Source organism: Streptomyces sp. HUAS TT11 (genome assembly GCF_051553595.1).
Classification (GTDB): Bacteria; Actinomycetota; Actinomycetes; order Streptomycetales; family Streptomycetaceae; genus Streptomyces.
On record NZ_CP196184.1, the window covers coordinates 5,731,392 to 5,745,554 of the forward strand.

Here is a 14,163-nt window from a genome sequence, read left to right on the forward strand (position 1 = left end):
CGGCGGTCACTCCTGCGGCGGCGGCAGCTTTCCGGTGCGGGCCGCCAGGGAGTACCAGTGCGCGCTCGACTTCGGCTGCCGGGCAAGCGTCGTGTAGTCCACATAGACGACCCCGAACCGCTTGCTGTAGCCGTGCGCCCATTCGAAGTTGTCGAGCAGGGACCACAGGTAGTAGCCACGCACATTGGCGCCGTCCGCGATGGCACGGCGGATCTCCGACAGATGGCTGTGCAGGTACGCGATCCGCTGCGGGTCGTGCACGCGCCCGTCGGGGTCGGGCTTGTCGTCGTAGGCCGCGCCGTTCTCCGTCACGTAGAGCGGCAGGCCGGGCACCTCGCGGTTGTACCGCATGATCAGCTCGTGCAGGCCGGCCGGGTCGATCGCCCAGCCCATCTCCGTGCGCTCGCCGGGGCTCTCATGGAAGGCCACGTCCTCAGCGCCCGGCCAGGGTGTGCCCGCGGCCCTGCCGTGACCGCCCGGCCGCGGACGGCCCGTGGCCGGCTGCGTCGCGGCCGACACGAGGGTCGGGGTGTAGTAGTTGAGGCCCAGCGCGTCCAGCGGCTGGTTGATCGTCGCAAGATCGCCGCCCTGGACGTACGACCAGTCCGTGAGCGACGACGTCGCCGTGAGCAGGGTTTCCGGGTAGGCCCCGTGCAGCATCGGGCCGTGGAAGACGCCGTTGGCCAGATCGTCGATCTTCCGCCCGGCCGCCAGGTCCGCCGGATCCTGTGACACCGTCCGCACCGGGCACGAGTTGAGGCTCACCGCCACGGTGTTGCGGGCCGGCATCACGGACCGGAGCGCGGACGCACCGAGGCCATGGGCCAGGTTCAGATGGTGGGCCGCCCGCAGTGACGCCGCCGCGTCGGTGCGGCCCGGAGCGTGCACCCCGGCGCCGTAGCCCAGGAACGCGCTGCACCAGGGCTCGTTCAGAGTGATCCACTGCTCGACACGGTCGCCCAGCGCCTCACCCACCAGCCGCGCGTACTCGGCGAACCGGAAGGCGGTCTCACGCTGCGGCCAGCCGCCCGCGTTCTCCAGGTCCTGCGGCAGGTCCCAGTGGTAGAGCGTGATGGTCGGCCTGATGCCGTGCGTGAGCAGCTCGTCGACGAGGCGGCGGTAGAAGTCCAGACCCCGCTGGACCACGGGCCCCCGGCCGGTCGGCTGCACCCGCGACCACGAGACCGAGAAGCGGTAGGCCCCCAGGCCGAGTTCGGCCATGAGCGCGACGTCGTCGCGGTAGCGGTGGTAGTGGTCGACGGCTATGTCACCGGTCTCGCCGCCGACCGTCTTGCCCGGGGTGTGGCTGAAGGTGTCCCAGATGGAGGGGGTGCGGCCGATCTCCCGCACCGCGCCCTCGATCTGGTACGCCGACGTGGCGGCCCCCCACAGGAAGGCGCGGGGAAACGTCACCTGCGGCGCGGACACGGTCATCGTGGGGGCTCTCCTGGGTCGGCTGACCCCATTGTGCATGGGAGCGCTCCCATTCGGAAGAGGGTACGCGGTGGAAAGTCCGTGCGGGGCGTGCGCCCGCCGCCGGTACCGCACTGCGGCCGAGTCCCGCCGCCGGGTCCGCCCGGTGTGCGGTGCCGGTCAGGCGGACTTCCGGACCACCAGTTCCGTCGGCAGGACGACCTCCCGGTGGCCCTTGCCCCGCTGGGCGATCTCCTCGAGCAGAAGGCGCGCCATGGTGCGGCCCATCTCCTCGATGGGCTGGCGCACGCTGGTCAGCGGGGGATCGGTGTGCCGGGCCACGATCGAGTCGTCGAAGCCGATGACGGCGACGTCGTCGGGCACCCGCCGCCCCGCCGCACGCAGTTCGAGCACGGCACCCGAGGCCGTCACGTCGGAGGCGGCGAAGACGGCGTCGAGGTGGGGGCGCCGGCGCAGCAGCTCCCGCATGGCGGCCCGTCCGCCCTCCTCCGTGAAGTCGCCGACCGCGATCAACTCCTCGTCGACGGTGATGCCCGCCGTCTGCAGGGCCTCCCGGTAGCCGTCGAGACGGGCCCGGGCGACATCCATGTCCAACGGCCCCGTGATGGTGGCGATGGTCCGCCGGTTCCCCTCCAGCAGGTGCCGGACCGCGGCCCGGGCGCCGCCTCCGTTGTCCGCGCGGACGTGTCCCAGCGGCTCCGGATGGCCGCGCCGTCCCGCCAGCACGGTCGGAATCGCCAGTTCGTCCAGCAGGTCCGGAAGCGTGTCGTCGCGGTGGACGGCCACCATCAGCACGCCGTCCACCCGCTGCTCGGTCAGGTACGTGGCGAGCCGCGCGCGCTCGCTCTCGTCGCGCACCAGCACCAGCAGCAACTGCATCCCGGCGCCCGAGAGCCCGGAGGACACGCCCCGGATGATCGCCGAGAAGTACGGCTCGGAGAAGAGCCGGGTCTCGGACTCGGGGACGACCAGGGCGACCGAGTCCGTGCGGCGGGTGACCAGGGAACGGGCGGCGCGGTTGGGAACGTAGCCGAGTTCGGCGATCGCCTGCTCCACCGCCGCCCGGGAGTGGGCGCTCACCTTGGGGGAGCCGTTGATCACCCGCGAGACCGTGCCGCGGCCGACGCCGGCGCGAGCGGCCACGGCGTCCAGCGTCGGGCGCCTGTCGCGGGCGGCCTCAGGCGGCTGTGCGGCAGAACTCATTGTTCACCTTCCGGCGTTCTGTAAGGGGTGCTTCATTGTGACCCGGAATTTTCGGCGATCGCTTCCACGGACCGGTCGGCCCTGCTCCTGCATGCCTGCATTCCATCCGTGACCTGCGCCGATTCCCCAACAGTACGGCGGGCACCTCGACACTGAGCGGCCCGCGGCGCGACACGTTCACGTGACGTACGGGACACGCTCGCGCAACAACGCTGTTTTCAAGTCTTGACACATGGCCCGCCAGGAAGGAGTCTTCCGGCATGCCGCGTGGGAGCGGTCCCACGGGTAGCCCCGGGGGCCGTCTCGCGCGGCCCCGAAGCACCGATGGCCTTTCCCTCTACCTCGCATGGCACACCGTTGACCAGCATCTTCGCACTGCACGCCCGTGCTGTGGGCTGGCCGCTGCTCGAACCGAGAGGGGCAGGTCCGGACCGTCGACCGCTGGCGGTCCGAATCCTGAGGTCCGTTCCCCCACTGGAACAAGGAGTAGTGGAATGCGCATAACTGGCACCGGCGGCGGTCGCGGCCGCAGAGCGGCGGTCCTGACCACCTCGGTCCTGGCGGCCTCGGCCCTGCTGCTCACGGGCTGCAGCAGCGACGACGGCGATTCGGACGCCTCCGGCTCCGACGGCAAGATCACCCTCACCGTGGCCGACTTCGGGCAGTTCGGCTACAAGGAAGCCGATCTGTTCGCTCAGTACCACAAGCTCCACCCGAACATCACGGTGAAGGAAGAGACCACCGCCAACGAGCAGGACTACTACCCGAAGCTCCTTCAGCAGCTGAACACGGGCAGCGGTCTGGCGGACGTCACGGGCATCGAGGTCGGCCGCATCAAGGAGGTCGTCGACACCCAGGCCGACAAGTTCAGCGACCTGAGCAAGTCGATCAACGTGAGCGACTGGGTGTCCTGGAAGGAGAAGCAGGCCACCACGAAGGACGGCGCGGTCATCGGTGCGGGCACCGACATCGGCCCGATGTCGCTGTGCTACCGCAAGGACCTCTTCGAGAAGGCCGGTCTGCCGACCGACCGCGAGGCCGTCGCCAAGGCCGTCGCGGGCGGCTGGGAGGACTACCTCAAGCTCGGTGAGCAGTACAAGAAGAAGGCGCCCTCCGGGACCTACTTCATGGACTCCGCGAGCGCCATGTACAACGCGGTCGTCAGCTCGGACGCCAAGCAGTACTACGACGCCGACGGCAAGCCGATCTACAAGGACAGCCCGGCCGTTCAGCAGGGCTGGAACCTGGCCGCCGAGGCCGCCTCGAAGAAGCTGAGCCAGGGCCTGCCGCAGTTCACCGACGCCTGGACGGCGGCGCTGCGCAAGGGCTCCGTGGCCACGGTGGCGTGCCCCGCGTGGATGGCCAACCAGATCTCGAACAACTCCGGTGACGCCTACAAGGGCAAGTGGGACATCTCCCGCGCGCCCGGTTCGACCGCGGCCAACTGGGGTGGCTCGTTCCTGGCCGTCCCCAAGAGCGGCAAGCACGTCAAGGAGGCCACCGACCTGGTGAAGTGGCTGACGGCCGCCGAGCAGCAGGCCGCCGTGTTCAAGGCGGCCGGCATCTTCCCGTCGAACCAGGGCGCCTACGAGCTCCCCGACGTGAAGGACGCCAAGCTCGCCTACTTCAGCGACGCCCCCATCGGGCAGATCTACGCCGAGGAGGCCAAGACCATCCCCGAGGCGGTGCTCGGCCCGAAGGACGGCGTGATCAAGGACACGATCTCCACGCAGATCAACAACATGGAGCAGCGGGGCACCAAGCCCGCCGACGCGTGGAAGGCCGCGACCGACACGATCGACAAGGCGATCGGCTGACGCTCGCCGGTGCGGGCGGCTCCACGGCCGCCCGCACCGGCCCGGCCGCGAAGTCGGTCCGGCGGACCCCACGGCAGGAAGGGTCCGATCCGTGTCCGGCCGAGCGTCCGGCTCCGTACGGGTGGAGAGCGTCGCGGCGCCCGCCGGCGCGGCCCCTGGTGCCGTGCCGGACGCGCCACGTGGTCCCTCTGCCCGCCGGTGCACGTCCGGCAGCGCGATCGGGCCCGGCACCTGAGCCACAGGGCCGGGCATCCGGCGGCCGGGTCCGCACCGCACGGACCTCAAGGCCAGGGCGTGCAGCGGGCCGGTGCCCGAACCGACGTGCTTCAGGCGCGTCGGTACCGGCGCCCGGCCCTGGACGCGTCTGCGGCCCCGTACCCGGCCGAACCCCCAGAGAAGGACTTCCTCCGTGGCAACAACAACCCCCACCCGGGGCGCCTACAGCCCGCCGCCCGGCGGCTCCGGCGCCGCGTCGAACGGAAGCGACCGGCGATCGTGGCGCAGCCGGCTCTGGCGCTTCGACGACGTGGCCTCCCCCTACGCGTACATCGCCCCCTTCTTCCTCATCTTCGGCGCCTTCGGGCTCTATCCGCTCCTCTACACCGGCTGGATCGCCCTGCACCGGGTGGAGATGACGAGCCTCAGCCAGTCCGAGTGGGTCGGCTGGGACAACTTCGCCAAGATCCTCCAGGATTCCGAGTTCTGGACGGCCGTCGCCAACACCTTTGTGATCGGCGTCATCTCGACCGTCCCGCAGCTGCTCGTCGCGCTGGGCCTCGCCCATCTCCTCAACTACAAGCTGCGCGCAAGCACCTTCTGGCGGACGGTGATCCTCACCCCGTACGCCACCTCGGTGGCGACCGCGGCCCTGGTGTTCGCCCTGGTCTTCCGGGCCGACGGCGGCCTGCTCAACTGGGTGCTGCACTTCGTCGGGTTCAGCAACATCGACTGGGGCAACGGGGAGTGGACGTCCAAGATCGCCATCTCCATCATCGTGATCTGGCGCTGGACCGGCTACAACGCGCTGATCTATCTCGCGGCCATGCAGGCCGTGCCGACCGATCTGTACGAGGCGGCCTCGATCGACGGGGCGACGCGCTGGCAGCAGTTCCGCAAGGTGACCATTCCCTCGCTGCGGCCGACGATCCTCTTCACGATCGTCATCTCCACCATCGGTTCCATGCAGCTCTTCGGTGAGCCGCTGCTGCTGCAGGGCGGAACCCTCGGCTCGATCGGTGGCAACGAGCACCAGTACGAGACGCTCAGCATCTACCTCTTCAACTACGGCTGGAAGCTGGGGCACCTGGGTCCGGCCGCGGCCGTGGCCTGGGCGATGCTCGTCCTGCTGCTGCTCATCGCCCTGATCAACTGGATCGTCAGCCGGTTCGTGCGCAAGAGCGCGGCGTGACGGGAGCGAAATCGATGACCACGACCAGTCCCACCAAGACCGCACCGACCCTCCTCCCGGCAGGACAGCCCCGGACCGAGGGCACGGGCCGCAGCCGTTTCAAGCTCGGCGCCGGCCAGCAGCTCAAGGGCGGCCCGCTCACCTACGCGGCCCTCGTCATCGTCGGCCTGGGTTCGCTCTTCCCCCTGTACTGGACGCTGGTGGCCGCCTCGCATGACCAGCAGCGGGTCCTCGACACCCCACCGCCGCTCGTGCCGGGCGGCCGTCTGTGGAGCAACCTCCAGTCGGCCTGGGAACAGGCGCACCTGGGGAAGGCCATCGTCAACAGCATCATCGTGTCCGGCTGCATCACGGCGGCGACGCTGTTCTTCTGCACCCTCGCGGGCTACGCCTTCGCCAAGATGCGCTTCCGCGGGCGCGGTGCCCTGATGACCGCCGTCATCGCCACGCTGACCATTCCGCCGCAGCTCAGCGTCGTTCCGCTCTTCATGATGATGTCGGACATCGGGTGGGGCGGAAAGCTGGAGTCGGTGATCTTCCCGACCCTCGTCGGTGCCTTCGGCGTCTTCTTCATGCGGCAGTACCTCTTGGAGGCCCTGCCGTACGAACTCATCGAGGCGGCCAAGGTGGACGGTGCGAGCAACATCAGGATCGTCTGGAACGTCGTCCTCCCCGTGGCCCGGCCCGCGATGATGGTGCTGGGCATGCTCACGTTCGTGCAGGCGTGGAACGACTTCTTCTGGCCCTTCCTGGCCCTGAACCAGGAGAACCCCACCATCCAGGTGGCCCTCGGCCAGCTCAGTGCCTCCTACACCCCCGACCAGAGCATCGTCATGGCCGGAGCCCTGATCAGCACACTGCCGTTGCTGCTGGTGTTCGTGATCTTCGGCAAGCAGATCGTCGGGGGCATCATGGCGGGCGCCGTGAAGGGCTGACACCGTCCACGCCGGGCCGGCGCCCCGGCAGTAGCCCGCGCCTGCCCCGTCATCCGCCGTCCGGCAGGGCCCGCCCCGCACGCGGGCTCCACCGGACGGGCCCGGCCCGCGCCCGGCCCGCATCCTCCTCCCGCCGGACCACTGTCCGGCCTTTTCCCCCGATACTTTGGGAGCGTTCTCACGATGACCGCCGTACGACCCGAGGCGACCCCCTTGTCGGCTCCGGCCACCTCCTTCCCCCAGGGCTTCATCTGGGGCGCCGCCACCGCCGCCTACCAGGTGGAGGGTGCCGCCTCCGAGGACGGCCGCACCCCGTCCATCTGGGACACCTACAGCCACACCCCCGGAAGGGTCCGCAACGGGGACACCGGGGACATCGCCGCCGACCACTACCACCGCTACCGCGACGACGTGGCGCTGATGAAGGACCTCGGCCTCAAGGCGTACCGTTTCTCCATCTCCTGGTCCCGGGTGCAGCCCACCGGGCGCGGACCCGCCGTCGAGCGTGGCCTGGACTTCTACCGCCGGCTCACCGACGAACTGCTGGAGGCGGGCGTCACCCCCGTCGCCACCCTCTACCACTGGGACCTGCCGCAGGAGTTGGAGGACGCGGGCGGCTGGCCGCACCGCGACACCGCATACCGTTTCGCCGAGTACGCCGACATCATGGCCCGGACCCTCGGTGACCGGATCGGGGTGTGGACGACCCTCAACGAGCCGTGGTGCTCGGCGTTCCTCGGCTACGGCTCCGGTGTGCATGCGCCCGGCCGGACCGACCCGGCGGCCACCCTGCGCGCCGCCCACCACCTCAACCTGGCCCACGGTCAGGCGATCGGGGCGCTGCGCGCGGTTCTGCCCGCGTCCGCGCAGACCTCCATCACCCTCAACCTGCATCAGGTGCGCCCGCTCACCGACAGCGCCGACGACGCCGAGGCCGCCCGTCGTATCGACGCGGTCGGCAACCGGGTCTTCACCGGCCCCATCCTCGACGGGGCGTATCCCGAGGACCTGCTCGAGGACACCGCGCGCATCGTCGACTGGGGCAGCCTGGTGCACGACGGCGACCTGGCGGAGATCTCCCGTCCCATCGACGTGCTCGGCGTCAACTACTACTCGCCGACCGTGGTCTCGCTGGCGGCCGGCGGCGTCGGCGCCACCAAGAACGACGGGCACGGCGCCAGCGACCACTCGCCGTGGACCGGCTCCGACCACGTCGCCTTCCACCTCGCCAACGACAACCTCACGGCGATGAACTGGGCCATCGACCCCAGCGGCCTGCACACCCTGCTGACCGACCTCGCGAAGTCGCACCCGCAACTGCCGCTGATGGTCACGGAGAACGGTGCCGCCTTCGACGACTACATCTCGCCCGAGGGTGTGGTGAACGACCCGCAGCGGATCGCCTACCTCCACGCCCATCTGGACGCGGTGCGCAGGGCCATCGCCGACGGGGCGGACGTCCGCGGCTACTTCCTGTGGTCCCTGCTGGACAACTTCGAGTGGTCCTACGGCTACTCGAAGCGCTTCGGCACGGTCTACGTCGACTACTCGACGCAGCGCCGCATCCCCAAGGCGAGCGCCCACTGGTACGCGGACGTGATCCGGAGGAACGCGCTGCCCGCCGTCGACGAGCAGAACAACGGCTGATCGCCCGGCCGAGGGGCGCCACCACTCAGTGGCGGCGCCCCTCACCAGTGCCCCACGGCCGGGAGTCCCCGCCGGCGGAGGATGATGGGAGCGGGGGCGTCAGGACGGAGACTGTTACATTCCTGGCCGAACGGCCGCGAGCACGATCCTGGCCTGGCGGCTGCGAACGGGAGGCGGAGACCATGGCAGTCAACGCAGGGCGGGGACGGAACGGTCGACGGCCGACGCTGGAGGAGGTCGCCGCACGCGCCGGTGTCGGCCGGGGCACGGTCTCCCGGGTGATCAACGGCTCGCCCCGGGTCAGCGACACGACGCGGGCGGCCGTCGAAGCGGCCGTCGCGGAACTGGGCTACGTCCCCAACACGGCTGCCCGCGCCCTCGCGGCCAACCGTACGGACGCGATCGCCCTCGTCGTCCCTGAGTCGGAGACCCGTTTCTTCGCCGAACCGTACTTCTCGGACATGCTGCGCGGCGTGGGTGCCGAACTGTCGGACACCGAGATGCAGCTGCTGCTGATTTTCGCGGGCAGCGACCGTGAACGCCGAAGACTGGCCCAGTACCTGGCGGCCCACCGGGTCGACGGCGTTCTGCTGGTCTCGGTGCACGCCCACGACCCGCTGCCCGACCTCCTGGCGCAGTTGGACATCCCGGCCGTGATCAGCGGCCCGCGCTCGGAGCACGAGGCGCTGCCCTCGGTGGACTCCGACAACTACGGCGGCGGCCGCTCGGCCGTGGAGCACCTGATCGACCGCGGCCGTGCCCGGATCGCCACCATCATCGGCCGCCTCGACGTCTACGGCGCGCAGCGACGCATCGACGGCTACCGTGACGCCCTGCGGGAGGCGGGGCGGGAGGTGGACGAGGGGCTGATCCTGCCCGGTGACTTCACGGAGGAGGGCGGCCGCCGCGCCATGACGGAACTCCTCGCCCGCCGCCCCGACGTGGACGCGGTGTTCGCGGAGTCGGACGTGATGGCGGCGGGTGCCCGTCAGGTGCTGCGCGAGGCGGGCCGGCGCATCCCGGACGACGTGGCCCTGGTGGGCTACGACGACTCGGCGATAGCCCGCCACATGGATCCGCCCCTGACGAGCGTGCGCCAGCCGATCGAGGAGATGGGCCGCGCGATGATCGACCTGCTGCAGGACGAGATAGCGGCCGCCGGCTCGTCGGCCTCGCGGGGCCCGGCCCCCCGTCAGGTGGTCCTGCCGACGGAGCTGGTGGTGCGCGCGTCCTCCTGAGCAAGGACGCGGCGGTGTACGGGAGTTCGCCGCGGTGCGGCGGGCGGGGCCGCGACGATCGGGCCGTACCGGTCAGGTGATCCGTCGTGCCCGGGCATGCCGGTCGTGCGGTGTGCCGCGGGACGGGACCGAGGACGATCGGCCGGTGGTCGTGCCGCCCCGGGGAGGGAGATCCGGTCCGGGCTGTCGCGCCGGCCGAGTGCGACGCCCTTCCAGGAGATCCGCGTGTGCATTCCGACCGACCCCACGCCGCCGACGCGGTCGACCGGGCCGCGGGGGTTCGGCGCTCGTCGGGCCCGGGGCGCGGCGCACGGAGTGGGGCCGGTGTCCCGAGGACCCAGGCTTCGTGGTGCCGGCGGACCCGGACTGCAACCGCTTCTACGTCATCGGCACCGGGAGGGGAGCGGACAGCGCCGGAAACGCAACCGGTCGGTGACCCGCTCCCACGGGTCACCGACCGACTTCGAAGGGTGAGTGACGGGACTCGAACCCGCGACATCCTGGACCACAACCAGGTGCTCTACCATCTGAGCTACACCCACCATGACCGGTGTTCTTCAAGTGGTTCCCCCACCGGCCGAGAAAAAGTGTACAGGGTCCGAAGGGGTGCTCGCGCCTGCGTTTCTCCGAGGTCCGTCAGGGTCTCGTCAGGGCCACGGGGAAACCCCTACCGGGCGGGCAGCACATGACGGGCCGCGATCGAGCGGGCCGTGTCCGAATCGGGGCCCGGCTGCGGCACGAAGATCGCCTCCCGGTAGTAGCGCAACTCCGCGATGGACTCGCGGATGTCGGCCAGTGCCCGGTGGTTCCCGTTCTTCTCGGGACTGTTGAAGTACGCGCGCGGATACCAGCGGCGCGCCAGCTCCTTGACCGAGCTGACGTCCACGATCCGGTAGTGGAGGTAGCCCTCCAGCGTCGCCATGTCGCGGGTCAGAAAGCCGCGGTCGGTGCCGACGGAGTTGCCGCACAGCGGGGCCTTGCCGGGTTCCTTGACGTGCTCCCTCACATACGCGAGGACCTGCTCCTCGGCGTCGGCGAGCGTCGTGCCGGCCGCCAGTTCCTCGAGCAGTCCCGAGGAGGTGTGCATCTGACGCACCACCTCCGGCATCGTCTCCAGCGCCGCGTCCGGCGGCCGGATCACGATGTCCACCCCCTCGCCGAGTACGTTCAGCTCGGAGTCGGTGACCAGCGCGGCCACCTCGATGAGCGCGTCGTCGGACAGCGAGAGTCCGGTCATCTCGCAGTCGATCCACACCATGCGATCGTTCATGTGTCCCACCTTATGGCCCTGCCGGGCCGTGCGGACCGCTCCTGCATGCGGGAATGCGGCCGGGCGCGGTCCGGCGCGGGTACGGGAGCCGGGCGGTCCTCGCTGCCGGCCCACCCGGTCCGCGGGCCGGTGGGCCGGCCGAGAGCCCGCGGGGCGGCCGGAAAGCCTGCACGGTCCGCCCCGAAGGCAGCCGGGCCGGCGGCGCGGCGGAAGGCGCCCGAGCCGGCCGGCGTGGGACGCGTCACACGACGTACGGTCCCGGGGATCTTTCAGGACGTACGCGGGCCGAGCGGGATCCGGTGGCCTGTACGGCCGTCCCGGCTCCCGCCCGTGCCCGGCGGCACCGCGGCGTCAGTGCGTGCTGCGCTGGCCGGGCAGGCCGCCGCGGCTCGCCGCGTACAGCTCCGGGACGTGCTTGCCGTTGTCCGTGGAGAGCGATGCGGAGGGGCCGAGCGCGCTCGCGGCCGCCGTGCGGCGGGTCTGCATCGGCACCGGGGCTGCCTCCTGCGGGGCCTGCGGTGACGCCGTTCCTCCGATGCCGTCCGTGTCCCCGGGACGGTCGCCCTGCGGGCGGCGCGCCCGGTACGCGGCCCGGTACGCGGCGGGCGACGAGCCGAGCTGGCGCCGGAAGTGCCCGCGCAGCGCGACCGGTGAGCGGAAGCCGCAGCGCCCGGCGACCTCGTCGACCGAGTAGTCCGAGGTCTCCAGGAGCCGCTGTGCCTGGAGCACTCGCTGGGTGATCAGCCACTGCAACGGTGCGCTGCCCGTGAGTGAGCGGAAGCGTCGGTCGAACGTGCGCCGGCTCATGTACGCGCGTGCCGCCAGCGTCTCCACGTCGAACTGTTCGTGGAGGTGTTCCAGGGCCCAGGCGACGACCTCCGCGAGCGGGTCGGCGCCGATCTCCTCGGGTAAAGACCTGTCGAGGTAGCGCTCCTGACCGCCGCTGCGGCGCGGCGGGACCACCAGGCGCCGGGCGAGCGCGCCGGCCGCCTCGTTGCCGTGGTCCGTGCGCACGATGTGGAGGCAGAGGTCGATGCCCGCCGCAGTGCCCGCGGACGTCAGTACGTCCCCGTCGTCCACGAACAGTTCGCGCGGATCGACGTGCACCGACGGATAGCGCTTGGCCAGCGTCGGCGCGTACATCCAATGTGTGGTGGCCGGGCGGCCGTCCAGCAGTCCGGCGGCGGCCAGGACGAAGGCGCCGGTGCACAGCCCGACGATGCGGGCGCCTTCCTCGTGGGCGCGGCGCAGTGCGTCCAGCGCCTCCTCCGGTGGCGGTGAGGTGATCGACCGCCAGGCCGGCACGACGACGGTGCCCGCCCGCGAGATCGCCTCGAGGCCGTACGGCGCGGTGAGTTCCAGGCCCCCTGTGGTCCGCAGCGGGCCTTCCTCGCCACTCGCCACCAGCAGTCGGTAGCGCGGCACTCCGGCGTCCTGGCGGTCAATCCCGAACACCGACAGCGGTATGGAACTCTCGAAGATGGGGCCGCCGCTGAACAGCAGCACCGCGACGATCTCCTTGCGCCGTCGCCCGGACAGTTTCCGAGCCGCGGCATCCGGCGCGGCAGTGGAGTCGTGGCTCATCCTGCTAAGCCCCCCTCGGTGGTCGCGGCTCCTCGGTTGCGTCGTTCCTGCACGTTTCCCCTCGGTCCTGCACGAGTCCCCCGCCGTAGACAGTCATGATCGAATCTACTGTGTCCCGTGGTGCCGGCGTGACCAGTTCACCATCCGGCACATTGTCGACATGGCAACTTGGCGTGAAGCATTCGATCACGAAGCGTTGCACTCGTGGGCCGTGCAGGGAAGTGCGCCTCGCCTCGGTGGCCAATCCGCATAGGGTGCGTGCGCCTTCGGTGACCCTTTCGGTGCAGGTCGAACGGGGGGTGGCGGGGTGTTCGACGCTCCCATGCGCAGGGTCGAGAAGTTGGCTGAAAAGAAGCGGGGGCGTGCGCGGAAACCGGTCAGTCGACCGGAGTGCTTTCCCCAGTGTGACGCCCGCCCCTGTGCGCCCCCGTTCCGGTCCCGCCGTGCGGTGCGCGTGCCTCGGCCCTCAACTGCGCCGCGCCGCGCTCCGACTGCCGCAGCAGCGCGCGACACGCCGAGGTGACGGCCGTCAGGCCCAGCGCCGCGCTGATCGCCGCGGCCGTCGAGATGCCGTACCAGACGAGCACCACGGGGACCAGGACACAGCAGAAGGCCGCCCAGCGGACCACATCGCTCGCCCTGTCCGGCGCGGGGTGCTTCCGGGCGGTGCGGGGTGCGGACACGACGTGCTCCCTAAAGCGGTGGGTCACCGGAATCAACGCGTCCCCGCCCGGCGGGTCACTGCCGGATTCCGCCGGACACGGCTCCGCGCTCCGGCGTACGGCACCGGGCGGCGCCCTGTGCCGAGCCGTTCCGGTTCCTGAGTGAACCCCGGGCAAACCGCCTGTACGGGGCAGCAGCCATTGCGTTACGGGTGCCCCCTCGTGCATGCTCCCTGGAACCCCGCGAAGGGGGTCTCCCGGTTCGAGCGGAGCAGAGAGCCGGGGTGTGCGCGGGATCTGGGCTAAGGAGGCGTGCCGCCGTACCCTTGGGGGTATGGGGTTGGGAAGATGATTCCCGGACACAGCTCCGCTGCTCACTGTCGTCCCACCCACGAGGATCACAACGCCGAGACACCCATGGCCGGTCAAGAATTCTTCGATCCCGCGGACCGCAAGCGCCCCGTCGCCGATCCCACGGCGGCCGAGCCCTTGGCGGCGGAAGAACCGCGCACGTCCTGCGACCCCGCGTTCAAACACGGTGTGGTGGTCGGCTTCGACGGCTCGACGTCCAGCGAGCGCGCCCTCGCGTACGCCATCGGCATGGCCCGCCGCTCCGGTTCGGGCCTGATCATCGTCCACGTGGCCAACCGGCTGCCCACCACCGTGTGGGCCGGCTGTGAACCCCCGGTCTTCGTCGACGTGCCGGACCACCGCACCGAGGTGCTCGGGCTGGAACTCGCCTGTGCGGAGCACCTTGCCGAGGTTCCGTGGATCCTGGTGGAGCGCGGGGGCGACATCTGCCACGAACTCGAGGAAGTGGGGCGGGAGTACGAGGCGGACGCGATCGTCGTCGGCTCCACGCACGGCATAGTCGGCAGGATCTTCGGCTCGGTGGCCGGACGCCTCGCCAAGCGCGCCAAGCGCCCCGTGATCGTCATTCCCTGACACTTCTTCAGCAGGCCCTC

The 14,163-nt window shown here is 70.7% G+C and carries 11 protein-coding genes and 1 tRNA gene; 6 read left to right on the forward strand and 6 right to left on the reverse strand.

Annotated features, from left to right (window positions below; all coding sequences use genetic code 11):
• Nucleotides 1-6: 6 nt before the first annotated feature.
• The gene (locus tag ACSHXN_RS25655; protein WP_356291678.1) at nucleotides 7-1,434 is read right to left on the reverse strand and encodes a GH1 family beta-glucosidase; all 1,428 of its coding nucleotides are present in this window, start codon (nucleotides 1,432-1,434) and stop codon (nucleotides 7-9) included.
• Nucleotides 1,435-1,593: 159 nt separating this feature from the next.
• Nucleotides 1,594-2,637, reverse strand: coding sequence for a LacI family DNA-binding transcriptional regulator (locus ACSHXN_RS25660; protein WP_355129266.1), 1,044 nt, complete (start codon nucleotides 2,635-2,637; stop codon nucleotides 1,594-1,596).
• Nucleotides 2,638-3,131: 494 nt separating this feature from the next.
• Here ACSHXN_RS25660 and ACSHXN_RS25665 point away from each other — a divergent pair, with 494 nt between their 5' ends.
• The 5 genes from ACSHXN_RS25665 to ACSHXN_RS25685 all read left to right on the forward strand — a co-directional run bounded on the left by ACSHXN_RS25665 (nucleotide 3,132) and on the right by ACSHXN_RS25685 (nucleotide 9,682).
• Nucleotides 3,132-4,454: an ABC transporter substrate-binding protein gene (locus ACSHXN_RS25665; protein WP_355129268.1), complete on the forward strand. Its 1,323-nt coding sequence runs from the start codon at nucleotides 3,132-3,134 to the stop codon at nucleotides 4,452-4,454.
• A 409-nt stretch (nucleotides 4,455-4,863) separates the two neighbouring features.
• The gene (locus ACSHXN_RS25670) at nucleotides 4,864-5,862 is read left to right on the forward strand and encodes a carbohydrate ABC transporter permease (RefSeq protein WP_355129269.1); all 999 of its coding nucleotides are present in this window, start codon (nucleotides 4,864-4,866) and stop codon (nucleotides 5,860-5,862) included.
• A gap of 14 nt (nucleotides 5,863-5,876) precedes the next feature.
• Nucleotides 5,877-6,797, forward strand: coding sequence for a carbohydrate ABC transporter permease (locus tag ACSHXN_RS25675; protein WP_059127667.1), 921 nt, complete (start codon nucleotides 5,877-5,879; stop codon nucleotides 6,795-6,797).
• Nucleotides 6,798-6,980: 183 nt separating this feature from the next.
• Nucleotides 6,981-8,444, forward strand: coding sequence for a GH1 family beta-glucosidase (locus tag ACSHXN_RS25680; RefSeq protein ID WP_355129271.1), 1,464 nt, complete (start codon nucleotides 6,981-6,983; stop codon nucleotides 8,442-8,444).
• Nucleotides 8,445-8,626: 182 nt separating this feature from the next.
• Nucleotides 8,627-9,682 (forward strand): LacI family DNA-binding transcriptional regulator, encoded by a 1,056-nt coding sequence (locus tag ACSHXN_RS25685; RefSeq protein WP_355129273.1) that lies wholly within the window; start codon nucleotides 8,627-8,629, stop codon nucleotides 9,680-9,682.
• Between the two features lie 469 nt (nucleotides 9,683-10,151).
• Here the strand turns inward: ACSHXN_RS25685 and ACSHXN_RS25690 are convergent.
• The 4 genes from ACSHXN_RS25690 to ACSHXN_RS25705 form a co-directional block, all read right to left on the reverse strand.
• Nucleotides 10,152-10,224: transfer RNA gene (locus tag ACSHXN_RS25690), tRNA-His, on the reverse strand.
• A 125-nt stretch (nucleotides 10,225-10,349) separates the two neighbouring features.
• Entirely contained in the window at nucleotides 10,350-10,952 is a 603-nt protein-coding gene (orn, locus tag ACSHXN_RS25695; RefSeq protein ID WP_355129275.1) for an oligoribonuclease, read from the reverse strand.
• Nucleotides 10,953-11,303: 351 nt separating this feature from the next.
• A complete protein-coding gene (locus ACSHXN_RS25700) occupies nucleotides 11,304-12,536 on the reverse strand; it encodes a helix-turn-helix domain-containing protein (protein WP_355129277.1) in 1,233 nt (410 codons plus the stop codon).
• 377 nt (nucleotides 12,537-12,913) lie between these two features.
• Nucleotides 12,914-13,219, reverse strand: a complete 306-nt coding sequence (locus tag ACSHXN_RS25705; RefSeq protein WP_355129279.1) for a hypothetical protein — start codon at nucleotides 13,217-13,219, stop codon at nucleotides 12,914-12,916.
• Between the two features lie 396 nt (nucleotides 13,220-13,615).
• Here ACSHXN_RS25705 and ACSHXN_RS25710 point away from each other — a divergent pair, with 396 nt between their 5' ends.
• The gene (locus tag ACSHXN_RS25710) at nucleotides 13,616-14,143 is read left to right on the forward strand and encodes a universal stress protein (protein ID WP_355129281.1); all 528 of its coding nucleotides are present in this window, start codon (nucleotides 13,616-13,618) and stop codon (nucleotides 14,141-14,143) included.
• Nucleotides 14,144-14,163 lie beyond the last annotated feature (20 nt).

Excerpts from the sequence above, each read along its gene's own strand:
- ACSHXN_RS25675 (WP_059127667.1), top strand. The coding sequence starts at position 5,877 with ATGACCACGACCAGTCCCACCAAGACCGCACCGACCCTCCTCCCGGCA.
- orn (WP_355129275.1), bottom strand. The coding sequence starts at position 10,952 with ATGAACGATCGCATGGTGTGGATCGACTGCGAGATGACCGGACTCTCG.
- ACSHXN_RS25680 (WP_355129271.1), top strand. The coding sequence starts at position 6,981 with ATGACCGCCGTACGACCCGAGGCGACCCCCTTGTCGGCTCCGGCCACC.
- ACSHXN_RS25700 (WP_355129277.1), bottom strand. The coding sequence starts at position 12,536 with ATGAGCCACGACTCCACTGCCGCGCCGGATGCCGCGGCTCGGAAACTG.
- ACSHXN_RS25710 (WP_355129281.1), top strand. The coding sequence starts at position 13,616 with ATGGCCGGTCAAGAATTCTTCGATCCCGCGGACCGCAAGCGCCCCGTC.
- ACSHXN_RS25665 (WP_355129268.1), top strand. The coding sequence starts at position 3,132 with ATGCGCATAACTGGCACCGGCGGCGGTCGCGGCCGCAGAGCGGCGGTC.
- ACSHXN_RS25660 (WP_355129266.1), bottom strand. The coding sequence starts at position 2,637 with ATGAGTTCTGCCGCACAGCCGCCTGAGGCCGCCCGCGACAGGCGCCCG.
- ACSHXN_RS25655 (WP_356291678.1), bottom strand. The coding sequence starts at position 1,434 with ATGACCGTGTCCGCGCCGCAGGTGACGTTTCCCCGCGCCTTCCTGTGG.
- ACSHXN_RS25685 (WP_355129273.1), top strand. The coding sequence starts at position 8,627 with ATGGCAGTCAACGCAGGGCGGGGACGGAACGGTCGACGGCCGACGCTG.